The following is a 23,142-nucleotide window of genomic DNA, read 5'->3' on the forward strand; positions in this document are numbered from 1 at the left end:
CGCCTATATGCCAAAAAATGAGATATCGGGCTAATTTTTAGGATACAGCGAAGTATGCGACGGTCATCACAGGCGCAAATATAACCAATCTATATGCCAAAAACAATGCGACTTTGTGCAATGTTGAGCGCGGTTGCGCACGGTTGGCTTGGGTGCGACGAAGCCGATAGCGTTCTTCAGCGCCGCAGCGCCGGTACCACCAAAAACGGGATCAGGCCGAGCACGACGTTGACGAGCGCGAAGGCGATCAGCGGATTGTAGCTGTGGGTCCAGTCGTGCAAAACACCGCCAAACCAAGAGCCTAGCCCTGATCCGAGGCCACTGCCGATCATGATGGTGCCGTAGATCGTGCCGACGCGCTCGCCCCGAAATATCTTCAGCGCGGTCGCGGTGATCAGCGGGCCGCGCGAGCCGATCATGCTGCCGAAGGAGATGATGAAGCCGGTCAGCAGCCAGTAGTTCGGATACCACTGCAACAGCCAGAGCAGGATGGTGCCGAGGATCGAGACGCCGTAGCTGAACAGCACGCTGGGACGGCGGCCGATGATGCCGTCGAGCGTGGACACGCCGAGCATGCCGACGAACAGCGCGACGCCGGAGAAGCCCCAGGCGGTGGCGGCCTGGAGCGGCGGGAAGCCGACATCGATCAGGTAGGCGACGATCTGCGCCGTCAGCGCATACATCGCGACCGCCGTGAAGAAGAAGGTGGAGAACAGCGCCCAGAAGGCGTGGTGGCGCATCGCGGCCAGCAGCGTCCAGCCTTCTTCGGCGAGGCCGGCTTGCGCCTTCCTGACGATGTGCGGCGATCCGCCGGCGAGCAGCCGCCACGGCAGGAAGACGAGCGGGACAAGCAGGCAGAGCGCACTGACGCCGAACACCTGATAGGCCTCGCGCCAGCCGATCCGGTCGATCAGCACCTGTGACAGCGGCAGCAGAACGAGGAGGCCGGCGCCAGTCGCCGAATACATCACCGCCATCGCGGTCGGCAGCCTTGGTCCGAACCAGCGGCCGAGCAGGATCGAGTTCGAGACGTTGCCGATCAGCGCGGTGCCGAAGCCGACGCAGAGGCCGACGCTGAGCTGGAATTGCCAGAGCGTTTGCGCGCGTGAGGCGATCAGGAATGCGCAACCGAGCAGCGACAGGCCGAGCGCGTAGACCACGCGCGGACCCGAGCGATCGAACAGGCGTCCGACCAGGGGCGCGGTGAGGCCGCTGGCGAGCCAGGTCAGCGAATAGACCGACACGACCGAGGCGCGGTCCCAGCCGAAATTTTCCGAGATCGGTTTGAGAAAGACCGTGAAGCTGTCGCTAAGGCCGCGTCCGAGCACCGACAGCACGAAGCAGAGCGCAAGCACGTTGAGTGCGACGCGCGACTGTTTCGCCGGCGTTGCAAGCGTGTCGTTCGGCGGCGTGTTCTGGTCCATCGAAAAGGAGGGAGCGCGCTTTCGGCACCCCCTGCAACCGACAAATACGAATGCGCCTATGCAGGCCTCAGCAGGACGTGGCGCTTCTTGCCGAGCGACAATTTGACCACACCTTCCGGCGTCAGATTGGCCGGCGTCAACAGCATCTTCTCATCGGTGACCGCAACATCGTTGACGCGCAGGCCGCCGCCCTTGATCTGCCGGCGCGCTTCGCCGTTGGACGCGACGAGCTCGGCCTTGACGAAGGCGGCGAGCACGCCGACGCCGGCTTCGAATTCGCCGCGCGGAATTTCCACCGTCGGCAAGGTTTCGGCCAGCGCGCCTTCCTCGAAGGTGCGGCGCGCGGTCTCGGCAGCCTCGTTCGCCGCATCGCGGCCATGGAGCAGGGCAGTTGCCTCGGTCGCCAGCACCTTCTTGGCTTCGTTGATCTCGCTGCCGCCGAGCGCTGCAAGCTTGTTGATCTCGCTCATCGGCAGGATCGTGAACAGCTTGAGGAACTTGACGACGTCGGCGTCCTCGACGTTGCGCCAGTACTGCCAGAAGTCGTACGGCGAGAACTGGTCGGCGTTGAGCCACACCGCGCCCTTGGCGGTCTTGCCCATCTTGTCGCCGGAGGCGGTGGTCAGCAGCGGCGTGGTCAGCGCGTACAGTTGCGGCGAGCCCATGCGGCGGCCGAGATCGACGCCGTTGACGATGTTGCCCCACTGGTCGGAGCCGCCCATCTGCAGCCGGCAGCCGGCACGGCGCGACAGCTCGACGAAGTCGTAGGCCTGGCAGACCATGTAGTTGAATTCGATGAAGCTCATCTCCTGCTCGCGCTCGAGCCGGAGCCGCACCGAATCCATCGTCAGCATGCGGTTGACCGAGAAGTGCCGGCCGATGTCGCGCAGCATCTCGATCCAGTTCAGCTTGGTCAGCCATTCGGCGTTGTCGAGCATGATGGCGTCGGAAGGCCCGTCGCCATAGCGCAGCACCTTGGCGAACACGCCGCGGATGCTCGCCTTGTTGGATTCAATCTCCGCGACGGTGCGCATCGCGCGCGTCTCGTCCTTGCCGGAGGGGTCGCCGACCATCGTGGTGCCGCCGCCCATCAATGTTATCGGCTTGTTGCCGCTCTGTTGCAGCCAGTACAGCATCATCATGGTGAGGAAGTTGCCGATGTGCAGCGACGGCGCGGTGCAGTCGTAGCCGACATAGGCGGTCGCCTCGCCCTTCGTGGCAAGCGCGTCGAGGCCCTCGAAATCGGAGCACTGGTGGACGAAGCCGCGTTCCTGTAGAGTGTTCAGGAAATCCGATTTAAATGCAGTCATTTGTCGGCGAGCCAGATCATTCTTGTTTTACGGTTTTTGCATCTATTTGCGGAACCCTGACGCTTGAGGCTGCCGCAGGCGGACGCGCAGTGGCATTATAGGATGTACTTGTTTGAGACAAGCCGGGGGTTCCCGGCTGGGGCGCTTCCAAGATGATGTTAACGGCACTCGGTCTGATGAGCGGGACCTCGCTCGACGGGGTCGACGTGGCACTGATCGAGACCGATGGCCGACAGATCAAGGCCTTCGGACCTACGGGCTATCGACCCTATACCGACGGCGAGCGCAGCCTGCTGCGCCAGGCGCTGACCGAGGCCGTTCATCTGTCGCGGCGCGATGCCCGGCCGGGGATCCTGCGGCAGGCCGAGCAAGCCGTCACGACAGCCCATGCCGAGGCGGTCGCCAGCTTCACGGCGCAGACCCGGATCTCCGCCCAGGACATCGACATCGTCGGGTTCCATGGCCAGACCGTGCTGCACCGCCCGGAGCGGAAGTTGACGGTGCAGATCGGCGATGCCCTGGCGCTCGCCAAAGCGATCCACATCCCGGTGATGCATGATTTTCGTGCCGCCGACGTCGAGGCCGGTGGGCAGGGCGCACCGCTCGTGCCGGTCTACCATCGGGCGTTGGCGCAATCGCTGAACCGCGAGGGGCCGATCGTCGTGGTCAATATCGGCGGCGTCTCCAACATCACCTATATCGACGGTGCCGATACGCTGATCGCCTGCGACACCGGGCCCGGCAACGCGCTGCTCGACGATTTCATGTTCCGCCAGATGCATCAGCCGTTCGATACCGCCGGCAAGTTCGCCGCGCTGGGCAAACCGGACGAAGCCTGGATCGCCCAGGCGCTCAAGCTGCCGTTCTTCTCGGTTCCGCCGCCGAAATCGCTCGACCGCAACGACTTTTCCGGCCTGAAGCTCGGTGCCGTGGCGCCGGCCGATGGCGCGGCGACGCTGACCGCTTTCACCGCGGCTGCGATCGCCCGCGTGGTGCCGCTGCTGCCGAAACGCCCGAAGAGCTGGATCATCTGCGGCGGCGGCGCCTCCAACCTCACCATGATGCGGATGCTGCGCGAGCGCCTGGCACCGGCAACCGTCGAGCCCGCCGAGGCGCTCGGCTGGGCCGCGGACGCGATCGAGGCGCAGGCCTTCGGCTTCCTCGCCGCGCGCGGCATGAGGGGGCTGCCGCTGAGCTACCCCGCCACCACGGGGGTGCCGATCCCGATGACCGGGGGCATCATCGCGCGACCGTGATTTAGATGCAAATGCATCTACCTTGACAGTTCCATGCCGCTGCATTTAATTCGATGCGGTTGCATTGAACGCGAGGTTTCGTCATGGCCGCCCTGAAACTGATTAGCCACAAGCTCTGCCCCTATGTGCAACGCGCGGTGATCGCGCTGCATGAGAAGGATGTGCCGTTCGAGCGGATCGACATCGATCTCGCCAACAAGCCGGACTGGTTCCTGAAGATCTCGCCGCTCGGCAAGGTGCCGGTGCTGGTCGTGACCGGCGACGACGGCAGAGAGGTCGCGCTGTTCGAGAGCAACGTGATCTGCGAGTACATCGAGGAGACGCAAGGCGGCGCCAAGCTGCATCCGCAGGAAGCGCTCACCCGCGCCGAGCATCGCGCCTGGATGGAGTTCGGCTCGGCCGTTCTCGGCGATCTCTGGGGGCTCGAGACCGCGACCGATGCCGCGACCTTCGAGAGCAAGCGGCAGGCGGTCACCGCAAAATTCGCGCGCGTCGAGGCTGCGCTCGGCGCGGGTCCGTTCTTCGCGGGCGACAGGTTCAGTCTGGTGGACGCGGTGTTCGCGCCGGTCTTCCGCTATTTCGATCTGTTCGATCAGCTGACCGATCTGGCGGTTTTCGCCCACACGCCAAAGCTTCGCGCCTGGCGCAGTGCGCTGGCGCAGCGGCCGAGCGTGCGCAGCGCGGTTTCGCCTGAATATCCCGCGCTGCTGCACGCGTTCCTGGTCGGCCACCGCGCGCACATGCTGAAGCTTGCCGCCTAAGCCATGTCGCACTCCATTGCCTGGATCGCGCTGGTCGTCGCCGGTCTTCTCGACGTCGGCTGGGCCATCTCGATGAAATATGCCGAGGGCTATACGCGGCTCGGCTGGACGCTGGTCTCGCTGGCGCTGCTCGCCGCGTTCGTGTTCCTGCTCGGGCGCGCGTTGCAGGTGCTCGGCGTCGGCGTCGCCTACACGGTGTGGACCGGCATCGGCGCGGTCGGCACGCTGACCATGGGCGTGCTGTTGTTCAACGAAGCCGTGAACCCGATGAAAGTGGCCGGGATTGCGTTGGTGCTGGTCGGCATCGCTGCGCTGAAATTCGCGCCGGAGTAGGGACCGTAGCCCGGATGAGCGAAGCGATATCCGGGGTCTGCGCCGTTGCGACCCGCATGTCGCTTCGCTCATGCGGGCTACAAGGTCGGCGGCGTCAGCGCACGTTGGCGAGGCGCATGTCGAGATAGCCGGTCACCGTCTCCATCAGCGGCTCGAGCTTGCCGTCGAAGAAATGGTTGGCGCCGGGGATGACCTGCTGGTCGATCACGATGCCCTTCTGCGTCTTCAGCTTCTCGACCAGCGTATTGACGTCCTTGGGCGGCACCACGGCATCCTTGTCGCCGTGCACGATCAGGCCCGACGACGGGCAGGGCGCGAGGAACGAGAAGTCGTAGAGATTGGCGGGCGGCGCGATCGAGATGAAGCCCTCGACCTCCGGACGGCGCATCAAAAGCTGCATGCCGATCCATGCGCCGAACGAGAAGCCGGCGACCCAGCAGGCGCGCGCCTCCGGGTTGATCGCCTGCGCCCAGTCGAGCGCGCTCGCGGCGTCGGACAACTCGCCGGTGCCGTGATCGAACGAGCCCTGGCTGCGGCCGACGCCACGGAAGTTGAAGCGCAGCACCGAGAAGCCGCGATGCGCGAACGCGTAGTAGCACTGGTAGACGATCTGGTGGTTCATCGTGCCGTGGAACTGCGGATGCGGATGCAAGATCATCGCAATCGGCGCGTTCTTCTGCTTGGCCGGATGGTAGCGGCCCTCGAGACGGCCAGCAGGGCCGGTGAAAATGACTTCAGGCATTGTGTTCCCTTGATTGACGCGTTCCCTTGATTGACGTCGATCAATCAACCGGTTGGAGCCATCTTCGGCGACGGGCGCGAGCAGAGCGGCTCATGATGAAATCGGGCGCAGGCACCGCCGGGCGGCACGCTGGAAGGCCTTCTAGCATGACGCAAGGGGCAAAAATCAAGGAAATTGTGCCGCTTGGCGGAGGCTAATCCGCGCCGTGACGCGCGCGTAGCCGGCGCGTCGGCGGCGATCCGGATCGACGCGTCGATTTGTTCGCTGGCTACCTGAAGTTTTGATTTGTCATATTGCTATCGCGCTCGGTGCGCAGGCCGACGTCTTGCCTGGCAACACGACGGGACTCCCGGCGAGCGTGAAAAATCTCTCGCGCCAGTGACTCTGATCTGGTCTCGCTGCCCGACTGTCGTTATGTCGCAGTGGAAGGCCGCAACCACGGTGGTTGCCGCGGACAAGCTCGATGGCCGATCGCGTCTATCTCGACTGGAATGCCACCCACGCCGCTTCGCCAGGAGGCGAAGGCGGCGATGGCTTCTGCGTGGGAATTGAGCGGCAACCCGTCCTCGGTGCACAGCGAGGGACGCCGCGCGCGGCGGCTGGTCGAGGACGCCCGCAATGCGGTGGCCACGGCGGTCGGCGGCCGGCCGCAGGACGTCGTGTTTCTCTCCGGCGGGACCGAAGCCAATGCGCTCGCGTTGACGCCGGGATTGCGCCGCGGTGTGGGCGCGCCGATCGGGCGGCTGTTGGTGTCCGCGATCGAGCACGCGTCCGTCCTTGCGGGCGGGCGGTTCGCGCGTGAGGCGATCCTCGCGATCAATGTCACGCGCGCCGGGGTGATCGATCTCAACCATCTGCGAGCGCTGCTGGCCGACGGTCCACCCGCTTTGGTCTCGGTGATGCTGGCGAACAACGAGACCGGCGCCATTCAGCCGGTGGCCGATGTCGCCGAGATCGTCCACGCAGCCGGTGGCCTGCTGCACGTCGATGCGATCCAGGCGTTCGGAAAGATCTCGTTCGATCTCGCCTCGACCCAGGCCGATCTCGTGACGCTGTCGGCGCACAAGATCGGTGGACCGAAGGGCGCGGGCGCACTGGTGCTCGCCGAAGGCGTTGAAGGACTGGAGGCGTTCCTGCGCGGCGGCGGCCAGGAGCTCGGGCGGCGGGCAGGGACCGAGAACGTCGCTGGGATCGCAGGCTTTGGCGCGGCCGCGAAGGCCGCGATGGTGGCGCTGAAGGCCGACGCCGCCCGCGTCGGGGGATTGCGCGACCGGCTCGAGCACGGGTTGCGGCAGACGCCGGACGTGCTGATCTTCTCCGATGACGCGAAACGGTTACCTAATACCGTCCTGTTCACCGCGCCCGGCATGAAGGCCGAGACGGCGGTTATCGGCTTCGACCTGGCCGGGGTCGCGGTGTCCTCCGGTTCCGCCTGCTCGTCGGGCAAGGTCCAGCCGTCTCACGTGCTGGAGGCAATGGGATACCGTTCAGAGGTGTCCCAGGGAGCGGTGCGGCTCAGTCTTGGCTGGTCTACCACGGAGACAGACGTGGATTTCACCCTCAAGGCTTGGCGAAAGCTCGCCGATACCCTAGTTAAGGGGGAACGACGAAACACAGCTTGAACTGTTCTAAGCCAGTGATTTCGTGTTCAAAGCATCGTAAGCGATTTTTCTGAACTAGAGATCCACCGCGGTCCTTGAAACCGCGAGCGGAGGATTGAATGCCTGCTGTACAAGAGACGGTCGAGCGCGTCCGGCGCATCGACGTCGACCAGTATCGATATGGGTTTGAGACTCAGATCGAGTCCGACAAGGCCCCGAAGGGGCTGTCGGAAGATACCGTCCGCTTCATCTCCGCAAAGAAGAATGAACCGGCCTGGATGCTGGAATGGCGCCTTGAGGCGTATCGCCGTTGGCTGACCATGACCGAGCCGACCTGGGCGCGTGTCGACTATCCCAAGATCGACTACCAGGACATCTACTATTACTCGGCGCCGAAGCCGAAGAAGACGCTGTCCTCGATCGACGAGATCGATCCGGAAATCCTCAAGACCTACGAGAAGCTGGGCATTCCGCTGCGTGAGGTCGCAATCCTCGAAGGCGTCGAGCCGCCGCCCGGCGGACCGCCGTCGCCGAGCCGCAAGATCGCGGTCGACGCCGTGTTCGATTCGGTTTCGGTCGCGACCACCTTCCAGAAGGAGCTGAAGGCCGCCGGCGTGATCTTCATGCCGATCTCGGAGGCGATCCGCGAGCATCCCGAGCTGGTGCAGAAATATCTCGGCACCGTGGTGCCGACCTCGGACAACTACTTCGCAACGTTGAACTCGGCTGTATTCTCCGACGGCTCGTTCGTGTACGTGCCGCCGGGCGTGCGCTGCCCGATGGAGCTGTCGACCTATTTCCGCATCAACGAGCGCAACACCGGCCAGTTCGAGCGCACGCTGATCATCGCCGACAAGGGCTCCTACGTTTCCTATCTCGAAGGCTGCACCGCGCCGCAGCGCGACGAGAACCAGCTGCACGCCGCCGTGGTCGAGCTCGTCACGCTCGATGACGCCGAGATCAAGTATTCGACGGTGCAGAACTGGTACCCCGGCAATTCCGAGGGCAAGGGCGGCATCTATAACTTCGTCACCAAGCGTGGCGACTGCCGCGGCAAGAACTCCAAGATCTCCTGGACCCAGGTCGAGACGGGATCTGCGATCACCTGGAAGTATCCGAGCTGCATCCTGCGCGGCGACAATTCGAGCGGCGAGTTCTACTCGATCGCGATCTCGAACGGCTACCAGCAGGTCGATAGCGGCACCAAGATGATCCACCTCGGCAAGAACACGTCGAGCCGGATCATCTCCAAGGGCATCGCCGCCGGCAGGTCGCAGAACACCTATCGCGGGCTCGTCAGCGCGCACCGCAAAGCCACCGGCGCGCGCAACTACACCGCCTGCGACTCGCTCCTGATCGGCGACAAATGCGGCGCGCACACCGTGCCTTATGTCGAGGCCAAGAACTCGTCGGCGACGTTCGAGCATGAGGCGACGACGTCGAAGATTTCCGAGGACGTGCTGTTCTACTGCATCCAGCGCGGGCTCTCGCAGGAAGAAGCCGTCGGCCTCGTCGTCAACGGCTTCGTGAAGGACGTGCTGCAGCAACTGCCGATGGAGTTCGCGGTGGAAGCGCAGAAGCTGATTTCGATCAGCCTTGAAGGTTCGGTTGGCTAATCCATCCCGCTTGAGGGCGCGGCCGACGCGCCTTGCGGATGATGCTCAGGAAAAATCAGATGTCTCTGCTTGAAGTGAAAGATCTGCAGGTTCGTGTCGAGGAGCGCGAGATCCTCCACGGGCTGTCGCTCACGGTGAACCCGGGCGAGGTGCACGCGATCATGGGGCCGAACGGCTCCGGCAAGTCGACGCTCTCCCACGTCATCGCCGGCAAGCCCGGCTACGAAGTCACCGGCGGCCAGATCCTGTTCAAGGGCGAGGACCTGCTGGAGATGGCCCCCAATGAGCGCGCCGCCAAGGGTGTGTTCCTGGCGTTCCAGTATCCGGTGGAGATCCCCGGCGTGACCACCTGGAATTTCCTGCACGCGGCGCTCAACGCCCAGCGCAAGGCGCGCGGCGAGGACGAGATCTCGTCGCCGGCCTTCCTCAGGAAGGTCCGCGAGGTCGCCAAGTCGCTGAACATCCCGCAGGACATGCTGAAGCGCGGCGTCAATGTCGGCTTCTCGGGCGGCGAGAAGAAGCGCAACGAGATTCTGCAGATGGCGCTGTTCGAGCCGGCCGTCTGCATCCTCGACGAAATGGATTCCGGCCTCGACATCGACGCGCTGCGGATCGCGGCCGACGGCGTCAACGCGCTGCGCTCGCCGGAGCGCGCGATGGTCGTCATCACCCACTATCAGCGGCTGCTCAACTACATCGTGCCCGACGTCGTGCACGTGATGTCGAAGGGTCGGGTGGTGAAGAGCGGCGGCAAGGAACTGGCGCTGGAGCTGGAAGAGTCCGGTTACGCGCAGTTCGAAGACGCTGCCTGATAAATGCGGGTTCTCAGATGAACGTTGTTGCAAAGACCGAGACCGGACGCGCGCTGGGCGATGCATTCGCCGTCGTGCGCGACCGTCTGCCGGGCAAGGGCAAGATTGCCGATCAGCGCCGCGAGGCATTCGAGGCCTATGAGCGCCTTGGCCTGCCGCATCGCCGGATCGAGGATTGGAAGTACACCGACCTGCGCGCGCTGATGCGCGAGGTGCTGCCGCTGGCCCCTGCGCCGGATGCCGCAGCACTGAATCGCGCCGCTGCTGCCGTCAAGCTGCGGGCGATCGACGGCGTGCGCCGCTTGGTGCTGGTCGACGGCGCTTTCGCGCCTGATCTGTCCGATCTCGGTAATCTCGACAAGGGACTCAGCATCCGCCCGCTGCACGAGGTGCTCGACGCCGGCGATGCCGCGCTTTCGGCGCAGGCCTTTGCGTTAGACACGTCCAATCCCATGATCGCACTGAACGGTGCGATGGCGACCGACGGCGTCGTCATCGACGTCGCCAATGGCACGGTGCCGGCCCAGCCGCTGCACATCGTCCACGTCGCCTCTGGCGCGACGCCGGTTGCTATGTTCACGCGCTCGCTGCTCCGGGTCGGCCGCGACACCGGCGTGACGCTGGTGGAGAGCTATCTCGCCGGCGAGGGCGCCAAGGCCTACCAGACCCATGACGGGCTGATTGTCGCGATCGGCGACAATGCGCGGCTCGATCACGTGCGTCTGGTCGAAGACAGCGTCGATGCCTTCAACATTTCCTCGGCGACCGTGTCGCTCGGTGCGCACTCCCATTTCAACACGTTCGGCCTGACCTCGGGCGGTCATGTCAGCCGCTACCAGCTGACGGTCACCTGCGCCGGCGAGGGCTCCAATGTTGAGACCAACGGCGTCAACCTGATCAACGGCAAGCAGCACGCCGACACCACGCTGTTCATGGATCACGCGGTGCCACACTGCGCGAGCCGCGAGATATTCCGTGCCGTCGTCGACGACCGTGCCCATTCGGTATTCCAGGGCCGCATCATCGTCCGTCCGGACGCCCAGAAGACCGACGCCAAGATGATGACCCGCGCGCTGCTGCTGTCCGACGACGCGGAAGCCGACAACAAGCCGGAGCTCGAAATCTTCGCCGACGACGTCACCTGCGGTCACGGTGCGACCACCGGTGCGCTCGACGAGAGCCTGCTGTTCTACATGCGCGCCCGCGGACTGCCGGAGAAGGAAGCGCAGGCGCTTCTGATCCAGGCCTTCGTCGGCGAGGCGATCGAGACGATTGCCAGCGACGCGTTGCGCGAGGTCGCAATTGCCACCGCGCAGCGCTGGCTTCAGGCGAGGGCGTGAGCATGCACAAGGCGGTCGCGAACGGTTCTTACGACGTCGCTCTGGTGCGGCAGGATTTCCCGGCGCTCGCCATGCAGATCTACGGCAAGCCGCTGGTCTATCTCGACAACGCGGCCTCGGCGCAGAAGCCGAATGCGGTGCTCGACCGCATGACCGAGGCCTACAAGAGCGAATACGCCAACGTGCATCGCGGCCTGCATTACCTCGCCAATGCGGCGACGGAGGCCTATGAGGGCGCCCGCGGCAAGGTCGCGCAGTTCATCAACGCCCGCCGCAGCGAAGAGATCGTCTTCACCCGCAACGTCACCGAGGCGATCAACCTGGTGGCATCGTCCTGGGGCGGGGTGAACATTGGGGAGGGCGACGAGATCGTCCTCTCGATCATGGAGCACCACTCCAACATCGTGCCGTGGCACTTCCTCAGGGAACGCCATGGCGCCGTGATCAAGTGGGCGCCGGTCGACGACGAGGGCAACTTCCTGATCGAGGAGTTCGAGAAGCTCCTGAGCCCGCGCACCAAGATCGTCGCCATCACCCAGATGTCGAACGCGCTCGGCACGCTGGTTCCGGTCAAGGAGGTGGTCCGGCTCGCGCACGCCCGCGGCATTCCGGTGCTGGTGGACGGCGCACAGGGCGCGGTGCATCTGCCTGTCGATGTCCAGGACCTCGATTGCGATTTCTACGCCTTCACCGGCCACAAGGTGTACGGGCCGACCGGCATCGGCGCGCTCTACGCCAAGCACGAGCATCTGGTGGCGATGCGGCCGTTCAACGGCGGCGGCGAGATGATCCGTGAAGTGGCCAAGGACTGGGTCACCTATGGCGATCCGCCGCACAAGTTCGAGGCCGGGACGCCGCCGATCGTCGAGGCGATCGGGCTGGGTGCTGCGATCGACTACGTCAATTCGATCGGCAAGGAGCGCATCGCCGCGCATGAGCATGAGCTGCTCAGCTACGCGCAGGAGCGCCTGCGCGAGATCAATTCGATTCGCGTGATCGGCACCGCCCGCAACAAGGGTCCGGTGATCTCGTTCGAGATGAAGGGCGCGCACCCCCACGATGTCGCGACCGTGATCGACCGGCAGGGCATCGCGGTGCGCGCCGGCACCCATTGCGTGATGCCGCTTTTAGAGCGGTTCAACGTCACGGCCACCTGCCGCGCATCCTTCGGGATGTATAATACAAGGGAAGAAGTCGACCATCTGGCGCAAGCGCTGATCAAGGCGCGGGAATTGTTCGCATGACCGATACAGCCGAAGTCAAGACGGCCACCATGGAAACCACCTCGGCGCTGCCGGCGGAGGAGACCGAGCGCATGAGCGGCGAGATCGTCGCGGCGCTGAAGACGGTGTTCGACCCGGAAATCCCGGCCGACATCTACGAGCTCGGCCTGATCTACAAGGTCGATCTCAAGGATGATCGCTCGGTTGACATCCTGATGACGCTGACCACCCCGAACTGCCCGGCCGCCGGCGAATTGCCGCAGATGGTCGAGAACGCGGTTGCCAGCGTCCCCGGCGTCGGCGTCGTCAACGTCAATCTGGTGTGGGATCCGGCCTGGACGCCGGACCGGATGTCGGACGAGGCACGCCTTGTCCTCAATATGTGGTGATGCGTTAGGGGATCGAGCTTAACCTTGGAATGACTGGCAATTGATTTGCCGCCGGGACTGACCACATGAGTGACATGACACAAGCCTCACCGACCCCAGCCAAGCCGAAGCGCCCGCGCCCGCAGGTTATGAGACTGACTGATGCCGCGGCGGAGCGGATCACCGAGCTGACCAAGCGCGCCGATTCCGAGATCGTCGGCCTGCGCGTCGGCATCAAGAACGGCGGCTGCGCCGGACAATCCTACACCGTTGAGTACGCCCACGAGATCCGTCCGACCGACGAAGTGGTCGAGGACAAGGGCGTGAAGATCCTGGTCGATCCGAAGGCCGTGCTGTTCCTGCTCGGCACCGAGATGGACTACGTGGCCGACAGGATGCAGGCCCAGTTCGTGTTCAACAACCCGAACCAGGTTTCCGCCTGCGGTTGCGGCGAATCGGTGCAGCTCAAGCCGGCGACGGTCTGATCAAGGAAGCGCCGGTCTCTGCGGCGCAACCACCAATTCCATCCGGCGTCATTGCGAGGAGCGATAGCGACGAAGCAATCCATGGGTCCGCACACGCGGTTGGGTGGATTGCTTCGCTTCGCTCGCAATGACGTGGATGGTGACGCGCTCTTCCCTTGAGCGTGCAAAGCGGGGCGATGGGCATATGGACCGCGAATTCCTGACCGACCTGTTCGCCGATTTCGGCCCGGTCACGCTGCGCCGGATGTTCTCCGGCTACGGCATCTCCGCTGACGGCACCAACTTCGCGCTCGCCTTGCGTGCCGGGCTCTACTTCCGCGCCGACGAGGAGACCATTCCGCAGTTCGAGGCCGAAGGCTCCAAGCCGTTCCAGTACACGACGCGGGAAAAAACCGTCACGGTGAACTCGTACTGGCAGCTGCCGGCGCGGCTGTTCGATGATTCCGGGGAGCTTGCGGTCTGGGCACGCTCGGCGCTCGGCGCCGCCCGGCGCGCCGCGCTGCGCAAGCGGCCGAGGAAACGATCGGCTGAGCGGACGGCGAAGGCGCCGGTGAAGAAGGTCGCCGCGAAGAAGAGCGCGGGGAAGAGGGCAACGACCAAAAGAGCGGCGAAGAAAGCGGCCAAGACGACCAGCAGGCGCGCTCCGAAGAAAAAATCCTCACCCTAAGGCCGCCGCTCTATCCACGTCATTGCGAGGAGCGTAGCGACGAAGCAATCCATCTATCCGCATTTGCGGGCAGATGGATTGCTTCGCTTCGCTCGCAATGACGATGGGGAGAAAGACGCGGACCGGTCACGCCACTTGGGTCTGGGTCTCGGCGCTGTATTCCGGGTCGGCTTCGCAGATCACGCGGTTGCGGCCGGCGCGCTTGGCGGCATAGAGGCAGGCGTCGGCGCGCTCGATCAGGGAATCGGTGTCGTCGGCCGGCTTCAGCATGGAGACGCCGACCGAGATCGTGACGCGGCCGAGGATCTCGCCGGTCGACTTCTTCTTCAGCTCCTTGGCCATCACGGCGCGGCGGATGTGGTCGGCGACCGTCAGCGCCTGGCGCAGCGCGGTGTTGGGGAGGACCACGGCGAATTCCTCGCCGCCATAGCGGGCGGTGATGTCCTGGCCCTTGATGGTCTGCTTCAGCGACTGCGCCACCAGCCGCAGCACCTGGTCGCCGGTGAGATGGCCGTAGGAATCGTTGAACGACTTGAAGTGATCGATGTCGAACATCAGCAGCGACAGCGGCTCGCCGCTGCCCAATGCAGCCTGCACCGCCATGTCGATCGAGCGGTCGAAATATTTGCGGTTGCCGAGGCCGGTGAGCGGATCGGTCAGGCTCTCGGCACGGATCGCCTCGAGGCTGTGTTGCAGGTCGCTGATCTCCGACTTCGACAGCGCGAGCCGGTTCTCCAGTGCCTGATTGGTCTCGCGCATCTCGCGCGTCGATTTGGCCAGCCCCTCGACGATGGTCTTGATTTGGTCGCGGGTGGTCGCGGTCGAGAGCCGGTCGCTGGCGCCGACGAGGCTCGCGTCGTAGGTCGCGGACACGCCGAGCGCATCGGTGATCAGCCGCATGACGGCATCGATCTCGCCGATGACGCGTGCGCCGACCTTGTCGATGCGGTCCGAGGTCTTGATGTGCGAAAGGTAGGTTTCGTAGATCTGCTCGAGATCGGATTCAGAGAGCTTGCCGCTGCGCGCCAGCGTCTCGTTGATGACCTTGTTGAGCGGTGCGTTGTATCCGGTCGCGTAGACGTACCAGATCTCATAGTTGCGGGGGACGGCGGTCTGGCGAAGCGAGCGAATCTGACCAAGCGCGACTTCGGCAAAGGCCAACGTACGTTCGTGTTCGTCCAGCAGCTTGACCACTGTTACGTCCTTAATGCACGCAATGCCGGTCATGCCCGGCAGCAATGACTAAATTATTGGCGCGAGCGTACGGGACGAGAATGAAGGCAAGGTAAACAGTGGAACTACGGGGATTTCGCCGCGACTAATGTCGTACGAACGCGATCCCATCGCGGATCGCGCGCGGCTTTCGCAAGCTTTTGGCTTGCTCGCCATTGCGCTGCGAAAACTGCGCGCATTTGCTTCAAACGCGAGAAATCAGCGTGGGTGTCGGTCGGCGGCGGCGAAACAGATTCGGCGGAATGCCGCCGCTGGCGCGGCGGCATCGGAGCCGGCCCTAGGCGCGTGCGCGCACAGGTCGCAGCAGGAAGGCGGGCAGGTGCGAATGATCGGCGGGCTCATGGTCCGCCTCGCGCTGCGGCCGCGATGGCTCGGCACGCCCGATCGACGGCACGTGCGACGGGGTGGCCCTGGGCGCGGTGCCGCGGCCGTGACGCGGTTCGCGCTCCGGCTTGGCTGCACGCTCCTGGCGGGGCTCCTGGTCCTGACGCGGCTCACCGTGACGCGCTTCGCGTTCGCCTTGACGCGGCTCGCGCTCACGTCGCGGCTTGCGGCCGCCTCGGGCGCCGTCGCGCGAACCTTCGCGGCTGCGCGAGCGGCGCGGCGCACCGTCCTCGTCGGAGGACTCGCTCTTAACGGTGTAGTCGCCCTCCGCGCGCGGGATCGGCTGGCCGATCAGCTTCTCGATCGCAGTCATCGACTTGCTGTCGAGCGAGGTGACGATGGAGATCGCGGTACCGGTGCGTCCGGCGCGGCCGGTACGGCCGATGCGGTGGACGTAATCGTCGGGGTGGTGCGGCACGTCGAAATTGAAGACGTGGCTCACCGCGGGAATGTCGAGGCCGCGAGCGGCGACGTCGGAGGCGACGAGCAGCGGAATCTCACCCTTGCGGAATTGATCCAGCGCCGCGGTGCGGGCGGACTGATCCATGTCGCCGTGCAGGGCGCCGACACTGAAGCCATGCTTCTGGAGTGATTTGTGAAGGACGGCGACTTCGCGCTTGCGATTGCAGAAGATGATCGCGTTGTTGAGGTCCTTGGCGTCGCGCAGCAGGCGGCGGAGGATCTCGCGCTTGTCGTGCGCTTCGCGACCGGCCGGGACCTGCAATTGCGTGACGGTGACGGCAGTGGTCGCGGGCTTGGAGACTTCGATCCGGGCCGGATTGTGCAGGAAGGCCTCGGTGATGCGGCTGATCTCAGGCGGCATCGTCGCGGTGAAGAACAGGGTCTGCCGCGTGAACGGGACGAGCTTGCAGATGCGTTCGATGTCGGGAATGAAACCCATGTCGAGCATGCGGTCGGCTTCGTCGATCACCAGCAGCTCGACACCGGTGAGCAGCAATCCGCCGCGCTCGGTGTGGTCGAGCAGGCGGCCGGGCGTTGCGATCAGAACGTCGACGCCGCGCATCAGCTTGGAGTCCTGGTCGCCGAACGAGACGCCGCCGATCAGCAGCGCGACGTTCAATTTCTGACCGGCGCCGTATTTGTCGAACTGCTCCTTCACCTGAGCGGCAAGCTCGCGGGTCGGCTCGAGGATCAGGGTGCGCGGCATGCGTGCCCGCGCACGGCCCTTCTCGAGCAGGGTGAGCATCGGGAGGACGAAGGCAGCCGTCTTGCCGGTGCCGGTCTGGGCAATGCCGAGAACGTCGCGCCGGGCGAGGACGTGCGGGATTGCCTGTTCCTGGATGGGAGTGGGAGTGGTGTAACCGGTGGCCGCAACTGCGGCGAGGACCTTATCGGACAGGCCTAGATTGGAAAAAGACATTGAGCCTCTGGTCGAAACCGCCGTTCGGCATCGCAGGTAAAAGGCTGTCGCGTTCGGCCCCGAAACGGCTCGCTTTTCTATAAAGCTCGGGGGCTCTGGCTAACGCTGACGGACGGCAAACCTGACGAATCGCGTTTCGATCCGAGGGCCGCGTTGCCCGCAACATAGGGGCGAAAGCGGTAAAGTCAATCTTGGAACCAGCCGGATGGCCGAAAAAGCTTAATGTTTTCGCCAAAATAACCGCCGTTTCCGTCATTTGTCGGTCAAATGAATCATTCCCCTCGTATCCGATGGCGCGGCCTCGACGGGGGCCTGCACGCTGTTTCGGGCCCTGAATTCGCCGGGCGTCAGGCCTTCGGAGGCGCTGAAGATCCGGTAGAACGTCGCGAGGCTGCCGAACCCGCAGGCGAGGGCGATGTCGGCGATCGGCCGCGGCGGCTTTTCACAAAGCAGCCTGCGGCTCTCGTTCAGGCGCTCGGCGGTGACGGTCTGCGAAAAGCTCGCCCCCGTCGCTTCGAACAGAACGTGCAGGTAGCGGACCGAGACGCCGAGCAGGTCGGCGATCATCCCCGGCGACAGCGCCGGCTTCGCGAGGTGGCGCGTGATGAGGCGGCGCGCGAGGCTGAGCCGGCCGACGCGCAGCGCCTGCTGGGCGCGGCGGCTGCCCGGCCTGATCGCGCCGCGCTCGATCAACGCAAGCTCCGCCACGATCTTGACCAGCGCGGGAATGTTCGCGGTATCACCGGCCTCGGTGGCCTCCTTGAAATCGGCAAGGCAGGCTTCGAGCAACGGCGCCCAGCCGCGATTGCTTGTCGTCGGAGAACTCCGACGCGCAAGCGCGAGGGCTGCAGTCTGATCAACGCGCTGGTCCAGGGCATCGGAGCCAGGGGCGCACGCCGGGCCTGCGGATGGCGATTCCGTGCCGTAGTCCTCGAGCTTAGTGCGCATCGTGCATGACCCCTCGCTCTGCCGCAGAGCGCGCGTCGCCGGTAAAGAAATTGGCTGTGCCGAGCCGGGGCGAAGCGCCAGCGCGGTTCTGGCGAAATCGCCGGAAATTATCCTCTCAATGCGCGCAGGCTGATCACTTCGGTTCGGAGGACGCGGGACGCGCCGCGATTGGCCGGGTCGTCCGTTTGTCCCATGTCAGCCATTCGAGGCGTCTCCAAAGGTCTTGCGAGCAATATCGTACATTTCATATAGTCGTGTAAGATATGAAATGGCTAACAAGCGTCAAAACTTATCCACCGTCCGGCGAAATGGTCCGGCCGGTCCCTGACGGTCGACAGTTGGGAGGGTCTTGCTGATCGGCGACGGTCGCGCGCGCGGGCCGTCGTGCGGACTACTTCCGCTTCGGCATCACGGCGCAGCCGTAGAGCACCATCGCGCACATCTGGCGGTAGCGGGCCGAGAAGTCGTCGCGGGCGATCGGCGGCAGCGCCTGGTTGACGGCCCGCGCGCCGTCCGCAAGGGCCTGTGCGATCTGCACCGGTTTGAACGCGCCGTTCAGCTTCAGTAGCCGTGCGGCCTGCAACTCGATCACCAGTCTTTCCAGATCGGCCTGGAACGAGACGGCGGATTTGATCATCAAATCGCGGCAGCGCTTGAAGGCCTCGGCATTGAGCTCGACGGTGTGCGGCGAATGGGTGAGGCGGCGCCGCGTCTCGCCGTAGCGGACGTCGAGAATCGTCGCGAAAATATCCAGCGCGCCGCCGCCCTTCGCCCGCACGGACCGGCCGGCCTCCAGCGCGAGTGCCATGTCCTCGACGTGGCGCCAGGCGATGACGGCGCGAAACGCCTCTTCCTTGTTGCTGAAATAGTAATACAGCGCGCGCTGCGTGAAGCCGCAGGCCTTGGCCAGCCCGACCATCGACAGCCCGCTGTAGCCGTAGTCGAGAAAAGCCTGATTGACCTGTGCCAGCAGGTCAGGTCCAGGCTTGATTATCTTCTTCGACATCAGAATCCCAGGGACGACGAGGGACGGCGCGTGACGCCGGGAATCCCGATTACGGGCATCACGGCGCTTTAGCAACCCGCAAGTGCCCGGTGTCCCGGCCGGTTCGGATCGAGGCTCAGGCCACCCGAGCCCGGTAGTCGCCCGGGGTCATCGATTCGGACGCATTGAAGAGACGGTAGAACGTCGCGAGGCTCTCGAAGCCGCAGGCAAACGCCACCTCGGCGATCGTCTGCCCGGATCGCTCGCGGAGCAGGCGGCGGCTTTGCGCGAGCCGAAGCGCGGTGACGGTCTCCGAGAAAGTTTTCTCCGTCTCCTCGAACAGGATGTGCAGGTGACGGACCGAGATGCCGAGCAGGCCGGCGATCAGCGTTGGCGTCAGCTCCGTACTCGACAGATGCTGCCGGATCAGGCGGCGGGCCAGTGACCGATGGGCGCTTCGCAGGGCCTGCTGCGCGAGCCGGCTCTTGGGCCGCATGATGCCGCGCTCGATCAGCGCGATATGGGCGAGGGCCTGCACCATCGGGGCCGCGTCCGCCGCGGTGGCGTCATGGCCTTCGACGAGGTCGCGGAAGCAGGATTCCAACAATGGCCGCAGCGCGGTCTCATCCTGCACCGGCCGCGGGACGAATTCGCCGAGCTCGGCGCCCGGCGGGACGAGGTTCGCCACCGGGATCTTGATGATGCGCAGGTGGAAGCCGTCGTCGCGAAGCGGGGCGGTCTGATAGGGCAAGTCCGAATAGCTGGTCGCGAACATGCCGTCGCGCACCGCGAATTCATCGAGCCGCGCGCCGCCGAACCAGCCGCCACCGCCGAGCTGCTGATAGATGCACAGGCTGTCGCTGCGGGCGTCGGCGATGTCGCCGGCGCGCCGCTCGACGCGGTAGGGCGAGGCCCGCAGCTCGACCAGCCCGGCATCGCCGAGCTGGCGCAGCGAGAACTCGCCGAAGAAGTCGCGGCGGTGCTCGGGTTCGAGTTCCGCGGTGACGCCGAACAACCCCTTGGCGCGCACCTCGCGCCAATAGTCGAAGCGATCGCGGGGATCGACTTGCTCAGTGGACCATGTGTACACGGAAAAGCCCCTGGAATGCCCTTGGGACGTGCGGAGAGCTCGCGCCGGATGGAAGGTGGAATCTATCATGCGGGCCGTAAAAAGAAACTTGACCTAGGACGGACGGGACGCCTCATGGGGCCGAGAGGGTCGCCAAGGCGGCGGTCACGACGGCCGTCCGGCGTCGGCCTTGAACCGGCCAAACGGCTGATCCGACTATTAGGCGGCGGTCGCACGAGCGGCGCACTTGTCGTGCAGGCGGGAATTGGGATGAAGAGCTGGCTTTCGAGACTTTCAGCGACCCTGTTGGCGGTCGCATTTGTTGCGTCGGTGGCGCCCGCCCAGGCTGAAAAGCGCGTCGCCCTGGTGATCGGCAACAATGATTACAGGAACGTACCCAAGCTGCAGAAGGCGGTGAATGACGCCCGCACCATGGGCGACACGCTGAAGCAGCTCGGTTTCAACGTCATGGTGGCCGAGAATCTGAACCGGCAGGCGTTCTCCGAGACGCTGCTCGCCTTCGACCGCGCCGTGGAACCCGGCGACACCGCGTTCTTCTTCTATGCCGGTCACGGCTTCGAGATCGCGGGCCAGAACTTCCTGCTGCCGACCGACGTGCCGGCCGCGACCGAAGGGCAGGAGGAGCTGGTGCGCGACGCCTCGGTTCTCGCCGACCGCATCATCGAGCGATTGCAGAACAAGAAGGCGCGGACCTCGATCCTGGTGTTCGACGCCTGCCGCAACAATCCATTCGAGCGCGCCGGCACGCGCGCCGTTGCCGGTGGCGGTGGCCTTGCGCCGATGACGCAGCTGCCGGAAGGCGTGTTCTCGGTGTTCTCGGCGGGGCCGCGCCAGACCGCGCTCGACCGTCTCTCGAACGACGACGCCAATCCCAATTCGGTGTTCACGCGGACTTTTGCCAGGGAGCTGCTGCAGCCCGGTGAAAACCTCGTGCAGGTCGCCCAGCGTACGCGGCGTCTGGTCAGCGAGATGGCGGAGACCGTGAAGCACAAGCAGATCCCGGTCTATTTCGACCAGATGGTCGACGACGTCTTCCTCAACGGGATCGCGAAGGCGCAGGCCGAGGCGGCCAAGCCGTCCGCTCCGCCGCAGCAGGTGGCCGCGCTGCCGCCGGTCTCGGTGCCGAAGCTGCCGAAGGACGATTCTATCAACGCGCCGATCGCGAGCTTCTCGCGGCACAATGGCGGCTGGACCGTCGTGTTCTCGATCGCCGATCCGACGCTCGGCATCTCCTGGCGGATCGGCGATAGCGGCGACTTCCGCGAAACCGGCTTCATGGACACACTCGATCCGCGCACGCGCAAGCGGATGCCCAATCCGTCGATCGAGCTGCCGGCCGATGCGCCTGCGGCCACGATTGAGCTTCGCTATGTCGATACGCAGGGCGAGATGCAGGGGCCGTTCCCGATCAAGTTCGATCCCGACGCTGCGCTGATCCGCGACCAGCGCAAGATCCTCGACATGACCGCGACGAGCTGGCTGTCGTTCCGCGAGTTCAACGGGCTGCTCGTCTACTACACGCACCTGATGTCGTATCGCTGCGCGATCCGCGAGGTGCGGATCGGCATCGACACCGCGGTGCCGGACAAGGTGTTGAAGATGCCGGCCTGCAATTCGCGCGATCCGAGCGCAATCCCGTCCGACGCGCAGCCCTATCTGAAGCTCGCGCCGCAGACCAAGTCGGTTTCGGTGGAGCTGACCTATCGCGATGGCAGCGTGTCGGAAATCAAGACGTTCAGGCGATAGCCTTGCATCCTTGTCGTCCGATCCGCGTTACAATCGAGGCCTGAGGGTCGAAGCAGCGGTAGGGAAGGCATCATGGATGCAGACAATCCGGCAGCGCCGAAGACGCGTCAGATGAACGTGCGCTGCTGCGTCGTGGGCGGCGGGCCGGCCGGCATGATGCTCGGCTATCTGCTCGCGCGCGCCGGGGTCGATGTCGTGGTGCTGGAGAAGCACGCCGATTTCTTCCGCGACTTCCGCGGCGACACCGTGCATCCGTCGACCCTGCAGGTGATGGACGAGCTCGGTCTGATCGACGGCTTCCTGAAGCTGCCGCACCAGGACATCCAGAGGCTCGACGGCATGTTCGGCGGCACCGCGGTGCGGATCGCCGACCTCAGCCGCCTCAGCGTCAAATATCCCTTCATCGCGATGATGCCGCAGTGGGACTTCCTCAATTTCCTGCGCGAGAGCGGCGAGCGCTTCCCTTCGCTGAAGGTGCTGATGAGCGCCGAGGCGACCGACCTGATCCGGCGCGGCGACGCTGTTGCGGGCGTCCATGTGAAGACGCCTGACGGCCCGATCGAGATCGAGGCGGATCTCACCATCGGCTGCGACGGCCGCCATTCGATCGTGCGCGAGCGCGCCGGCCTCGACGTTGAGGAGATCGGCGCGCCGATGGACGTGCTGTGGTTTCGTGTCGGGCGGCGTCGGGACGAGACCGAGAATTTGTTCGCCCGCATCGACCACGGCAAGATGATGGTGACGTTCGATCGCGGCGACTATTGGCAATGTGCCTATGTGATCGCCAAGGGACAATACGAAGCCGTGAAGGCGAGGGGATTGCCGGCGCTGCTCGACGACGTGCTGCGGCTCGCGCCGATCCTCAAGGCCGGCATTGCCGACGTGAAGAGTTTTGACGACGTCAAGCTGCTGACGGTTGCGATCAATCGCCTGACGCGCTGGACCCGTTCCGGCCTGCTCTGCATCGGCGACGCTGCGCACGCGATGTCGCCGATCGGCGGCGTCGGCGTCAACCTCGCGGTGCAGGACGCGGTCGCGACCGCGAACATCCTGGCGGCGAAGCTCGTCACTGGCTGCCCGTCGGAGGACGAGCTCGATGCCGTGCGGCGACGCCGCGAATTCCCGGTGCGGGTGACGCAACGCATGCAGGTGATCGCGCAGAACAACCTCATCAGCGCCGCGCTGAAGGGCGGCGATCAGCCGGTGCCGTTCGCGTTGCGGTTGATCACCGCGATGCCCTGGCTGCAAGGGCTGACGGCGCGTCTCGTCGCGGTCGGGGTGCGGCCGGAGCACGTCCACTCGCCGGCGGCGCGTTGACAGGCGTCTCACGCAGGGGAGGAATTTATCAAGGATAACAGCTCCTTAAAGGAGCCGTTAGAAGTTGCGCGATTGCAACAGACCGACATGATTCGAAACCGGCAGACACGGATTCTGCGC

General features: G+C 64.8%; 20 protein-coding genes and 1 pseudogene. 13 read left to right on the top strand and 8 right to left on the bottom strand.

The window, feature by feature from the left end:
* Positions 1–176 precede the first annotated feature (176 nt).
* Complete coding sequence (locus ACVIGA_RS40545; RefSeq protein WP_456670441.1) at positions 177–1,424, bottom strand: MFS transporter; 1,248 nt, start codon at positions 1,422–1,424, stop codon at positions 177–179.
* Between the two features lie 56 nt (positions 1,425–1,480).
* Positions 1,481–2,734 (bottom strand): tyrosine--tRNA ligase, encoded by a 1,254-nt coding sequence (gene tyrS, locus ACVIGA_RS40550; RefSeq protein WP_456670442.1) that lies wholly within the window; start codon positions 2,732–2,734, stop codon positions 1,481–1,483.
* A 152-nt stretch (positions 2,735–2,886) separates the two neighbouring features.
* Here tyrS and ACVIGA_RS40555 point away from each other — a divergent pair, with 152 nt between their 5' ends.
* The 3 genes from ACVIGA_RS40555 (at position 2,887) to ACVIGA_RS40565 (ending at position 5,084) form a co-directional block, all read left to right on the top strand.
* Entirely contained in the window at positions 2,887–3,990 is a 1,104-nt protein-coding gene (locus tag ACVIGA_RS40555) for an anhydro-N-acetylmuramic acid kinase (RefSeq protein WP_456670443.1), read from the top strand.
* An 83-nt stretch (positions 3,991–4,073) separates the two neighbouring features.
* Positions 4,074–4,751 (top strand): glutathione S-transferase family protein, encoded by a 678-nt coding sequence (locus tag ACVIGA_RS40560; protein ID WP_456670444.1) that lies wholly within the window; start codon positions 4,074–4,076, stop codon positions 4,749–4,751.
* A gap of 3 nt (positions 4,752–4,754) precedes the next feature.
* Positions 4,755–5,084: a DMT family transporter gene (locus ACVIGA_RS40565; RefSeq protein ID WP_456670445.1), complete on the top strand. Its 330-nt coding sequence runs from the start codon at positions 4,755–4,757 to the stop codon at positions 5,082–5,084.
* Between the two features lie 94 nt (positions 5,085–5,178).
* Here the strand turns inward: ACVIGA_RS40565 and ACVIGA_RS40570 are convergent, their stop codons facing one another.
* Complete coding sequence (locus ACVIGA_RS40570) at positions 5,179–5,826, bottom strand: alpha/beta hydrolase (RefSeq protein WP_016843213.1); 648 nt, start codon at positions 5,824–5,826, stop codon at positions 5,179–5,181.
* A gap of 463 nt (positions 5,827–6,289) precedes the next feature.
* On the opposite strand from ACVIGA_RS40570, the pseudogene ACVIGA_RS40575 reads away from it, so the two are divergent.
* From ACVIGA_RS40575 to ACVIGA_RS40610, 8 genes and pseudogenes are all read left to right on the top strand, one after another.
* Positions 6,290–7,448: pseudogene (locus tag ACVIGA_RS40575) on the top strand (cysteine desulfurase family protein).
* Positions 7,449–7,546: 98 nt separating this feature from the next.
* Positions 7,547–9,043, top strand: coding sequence for a Fe-S cluster assembly protein SufB (gene sufB, locus ACVIGA_RS40580; RefSeq protein WP_223967851.1), 1,497 nt, complete (start codon positions 7,547–7,549; stop codon positions 9,041–9,043).
* Between the two features lie 59 nt (positions 9,044–9,102).
* A complete protein-coding gene (gene sufC, locus ACVIGA_RS40585) occupies positions 9,103–9,855 on the top strand; it encodes a Fe-S cluster assembly ATPase SufC (RefSeq protein ID WP_223967850.1) in 753 nt (250 codons plus the stop codon).
* A gap of 17 nt (positions 9,856–9,872) precedes the next feature.
* Positions 9,873–11,195: a Fe-S cluster assembly protein SufD gene (gene sufD / locus ACVIGA_RS40590; RefSeq protein WP_456670446.1), complete on the top strand. Its 1,323-nt coding sequence runs from the start codon at positions 9,873–9,875 to the stop codon at positions 11,193–11,195.
* Positions 11,192–12,439: a cysteine desulfurase gene (locus ACVIGA_RS40595; RefSeq protein WP_456670447.1), complete on the top strand. Its 1,248-nt coding sequence runs from the start codon at positions 11,192–11,194 to the stop codon at positions 12,437–12,439. Before sufD ends, ACVIGA_RS40595 begins: the two co-directional genes overlap by 4 nt.
* Positions 12,436–12,807: an SUF system Fe-S cluster assembly protein gene (locus ACVIGA_RS40600; protein ID WP_028342143.1), complete on the top strand. Its 372-nt coding sequence runs from the start codon at positions 12,436–12,438 to the stop codon at positions 12,805–12,807. The genes ACVIGA_RS40595 and ACVIGA_RS40600 overlap by 4 nt, the downstream gene beginning before the upstream one ends.
* A 74-nt stretch (positions 12,808–12,881) precedes the next feature.
* Positions 12,882–13,271 (top strand): HesB/IscA family protein, encoded by a 390-nt coding sequence (locus tag ACVIGA_RS40605; RefSeq protein WP_018271449.1) that lies wholly within the window; start codon positions 12,882–12,884, stop codon positions 13,269–13,271.
* Positions 13,272–13,455: 184 nt separating this feature from the next.
* Positions 13,456–13,938: a TfoX/Sxy family protein gene (locus ACVIGA_RS40610; protein ID WP_456670448.1), complete on the top strand. Its 483-nt coding sequence runs from the start codon at positions 13,456–13,458 to the stop codon at positions 13,936–13,938.
* A 126-nt stretch (positions 13,939–14,064) separates the two neighbouring features.
* On the opposite strand, the gene ACVIGA_RS40615 is transcribed toward ACVIGA_RS40610, so the two are convergent.
* The 5 genes from ACVIGA_RS40615 to ACVIGA_RS40635 form a co-directional block, all read right to left on the bottom strand.
* Complete coding sequence (locus ACVIGA_RS40615) at positions 14,065–15,132, bottom strand: GGDEF domain-containing protein (RefSeq protein WP_375780802.1); 1,068 nt, start codon at positions 15,130–15,132, stop codon at positions 14,065–14,067.
* A 316-nt stretch (positions 15,133–15,448) separates the two neighbouring features.
* Positions 15,449–16,936 carry a DEAD/DEAH box helicase gene (locus tag ACVIGA_RS40620; RefSeq protein ID WP_456670449.1) on the bottom strand — a complete coding sequence of 496 codons (1,488 nt, stop codon included), beginning with the start codon at positions 16,934–16,936 and terminating at the stop codon, positions 15,449–15,451.
* Between the two features lie 252 nt (positions 16,937–17,188).
* Positions 17,189–17,884, bottom strand: coding sequence for a helix-turn-helix transcriptional regulator (locus tag ACVIGA_RS40625; RefSeq protein WP_456670450.1), 696 nt, complete (start codon positions 17,882–17,884; stop codon positions 17,189–17,191).
* Positions 17,885–18,275: 391 nt separating this feature from the next.
* Entirely contained in the window at positions 18,276–18,890 is a 615-nt protein-coding gene (locus ACVIGA_RS40630) for a TetR/AcrR family transcriptional regulator (protein WP_456670451.1), read from the bottom strand.
* A gap of 115 nt (positions 18,891–19,005) precedes the next feature.
* Complete coding sequence (locus ACVIGA_RS40635) at positions 19,006–19,959, bottom strand: helix-turn-helix transcriptional regulator (RefSeq protein ID WP_456670452.1); 954 nt, start codon at positions 19,957–19,959, stop codon at positions 19,006–19,008.
* A gap of 249 nt (positions 19,960–20,208) precedes the next feature.
* Here ACVIGA_RS40635 and ACVIGA_RS40640 point away from each other — a divergent pair, with 249 nt between their 5' ends.
* Complete coding sequence (locus ACVIGA_RS40640; RefSeq protein WP_456670453.1) at positions 20,209–21,705, top strand: caspase family protein; 1,497 nt, start codon at positions 20,209–20,211, stop codon at positions 21,703–21,705.
* Positions 21,706–21,777: 72 nt separating this feature from the next.
* Positions 21,778–23,022, top strand: a complete 1,245-nt coding sequence (locus ACVIGA_RS40645) for an FAD-dependent oxidoreductase (RefSeq protein WP_456670454.1) — start codon at positions 21,778–21,780, stop codon at positions 23,020–23,022.
* Positions 23,023–23,142: the final 120 nt, after the last annotated feature.

The organism is Bradyrhizobium sp. USDA 3240 (assembly GCF_054063295.1).

Excerpts from the sequence above, each read along its gene's own strand:
- ACVIGA_RS40545 (WP_456670441.1), bottom strand. The coding sequence starts at position 1,424 with ATGGACCAGAACACGCCGCCGAACGACACGCTTGCAACGCCGGCGAAA.
- tyrS (WP_456670442.1), bottom strand. The coding sequence starts at position 2,734 with ATGACTGCATTTAAATCGGATTTCCTGAACACTCTACAGGAACGCGGC.
- ACVIGA_RS40555 (WP_456670443.1), top strand. The coding sequence starts at position 2,887 with ATGATGTTAACGGCACTCGGTCTGATGAGCGGGACCTCGCTCGACGGG.
- ACVIGA_RS40560 (WP_456670444.1), top strand. The coding sequence starts at position 4,074 with ATGGCCGCCCTGAAACTGATTAGCCACAAGCTCTGCCCCTATGTGCAA.
- ACVIGA_RS40565 (WP_456670445.1), top strand. The coding sequence starts at position 4,755 with ATGTCGCACTCCATTGCCTGGATCGCGCTGGTCGTCGCCGGTCTTCTC.
- ACVIGA_RS40570 (WP_016843213.1), bottom strand. The coding sequence starts at position 5,826 with ATGCCTGAAGTCATTTTCACCGGCCCTGCTGGCCGTCTCGAGGGCCGC.
- sufB (WP_223967851.1), top strand. The coding sequence starts at position 7,547 with ATGCCTGCTGTACAAGAGACGGTCGAGCGCGTCCGGCGCATCGACGTC.
- sufC (WP_223967850.1), top strand. The coding sequence starts at position 9,103 with ATGTCTCTGCTTGAAGTGAAAGATCTGCAGGTTCGTGTCGAGGAGCGC.
- sufD (WP_456670446.1), top strand. The coding sequence starts at position 9,873 with ATGAACGTTGTTGCAAAGACCGAGACCGGACGCGCGCTGGGCGATGCA.
- ACVIGA_RS40600 (WP_028342143.1), top strand. The coding sequence starts at position 12,436 with ATGACCGATACAGCCGAAGTCAAGACGGCCACCATGGAAACCACCTCG.
- ACVIGA_RS40605 (WP_018271449.1), top strand. The coding sequence starts at position 12,882 with ATGACACAAGCCTCACCGACCCCAGCCAAGCCGAAGCGCCCGCGCCCG.
- ACVIGA_RS40610 (WP_456670448.1), top strand. The coding sequence starts at position 13,456 with ATGGACCGCGAATTCCTGACCGACCTGTTCGCCGATTTCGGCCCGGTC.
- ACVIGA_RS40620 (WP_456670449.1), bottom strand. The coding sequence starts at position 16,936 with ATGTCTTTTTCCAATCTAGGCCTGTCCGATAAGGTCCTCGCCGCAGTT.
- ACVIGA_RS40625 (WP_456670450.1), bottom strand. The coding sequence starts at position 17,884 with ATGCGCACTAAGCTCGAGGACTACGGCACGGAATCGCCATCCGCAGGC.
- ACVIGA_RS40630 (WP_456670451.1), bottom strand. The coding sequence starts at position 18,890 with ATGTCGAAGAAGATAATCAAGCCTGGACCTGACCTGCTGGCACAGGTC.
- ACVIGA_RS40640 (WP_456670453.1), top strand. The coding sequence starts at position 20,209 with ATGAAGAGCTGGCTTTCGAGACTTTCAGCGACCCTGTTGGCGGTCGCA.
- ACVIGA_RS40645 (WP_456670454.1), top strand. The coding sequence starts at position 21,778 with ATGGATGCAGACAATCCGGCAGCGCCGAAGACGCGTCAGATGAACGTG.